Annotated in this window: 2 pseudogenes; both read right to left on the bottom strand. The window is 71.0% G+C overall.

Annotation, left to right across the window (positions count from 1 at the left end):
* A pseudogene (locus tag U8525_RS34330) lies at positions 1 to 304 on the bottom strand (hypothetical protein); the annotation flags it as partial.
* A 141-nt stretch (positions 305 to 445) separates the two neighbouring features.
* Positions 446 to 946: pseudogene (locus U8525_RS34325) on the bottom strand (serine/threonine protein kinase); the annotation flags it as partial.

Below are 946 nucleotides of genomic sequence, written 5' to 3'. Positions count from 1 at the left end.
GCACCCGCCCCGCGCCTTCGCCGCCCCGGAGGCGAAAGCGCACCGGGCCTCCGAGGTTCGCGCCGAACTTCTCTCCGCCGTCCAGCACCAGCATCGGCTCCACCTGCATGAAGCCCTCGGCTTCGCCTCCGCGCTGGGGCCACAGCGCCCACGGCCCCGCTTCCACGCGCGTGAGGTAGTTCCAGGGCCGCTCCTGGGACGACGTCCGGGACACTTCCTCCACGGGCGGCACCTCCGGGACGTCCTCCGCCCATGCGGCGACGGGCCACAGCAACCACAGCCATACCGCCCAACGTCTCGTCATTCGCATACACGCCTCCCAGCAATGCCCCCAGCGAGAGGAGCAAAGGACACACGTCTGACGTTCAGCTCGGCTTGGGGCCGGCCGTGCGTCATGGATTGGGGTTGAAGGGAATGGGTGCCGGCCGCCTCGGGCCAGCGGGTGCTAATGCCGCGTCAGGCGCAGGGCGCCTGGTTGCGGCTCCGTCGTCGTCTCGTCCGCGCTGCGCAGGGGCCGGGGCTCCGTGCGGATGTCGTCCTGGCTCAGCGGCGGGAAGGCCGGGACGATGCCGCCCTCGTCCTCCATCAAGTCCAACTCCTCCAGCGCCTCACCGCCTTCAAACAGCGCGGCCTCCACCTCCTTCACCGCTTCGGCGGCGCCGTACCCGCCTCTCTGCGCGAGCTGCGCACGCAAGGCCACCTCCAGCGCCGCTGCTGTCGCGAAGCGCGAGGCCGGCTCGCGGCACAGCAGCCGGTGGAAGACGGTGCGCAGCAGTTGGGACAGGCCGAAGGTGGCGCTCGCCACCTCCTTCGCCCGAAACGTCATGGCGTGCCGGATGGCGTCCTCCACGAAGGGCGGCAGGTGGAGTTCCATCGTCGTGGCCAGGGCCGCGAGCACGCGCTGACGCTGCTCCCGCGAGAGTCGTGGGCCCTCCTCCTGCTTGAG

It is taken from the genome of Corallococcus sp. RDP092CA (genome assembly GCF_041903675.1).
Taxonomy (GTDB): domain Bacteria; phylum Myxococcota; class Myxococcia; order Myxococcales; family Myxococcaceae; genus Corallococcus.
The sequence above is the reverse complement of the archived record's forward strand: the minus strand, read 5'-3'. Positions and strand labels throughout refer to the sequence as shown.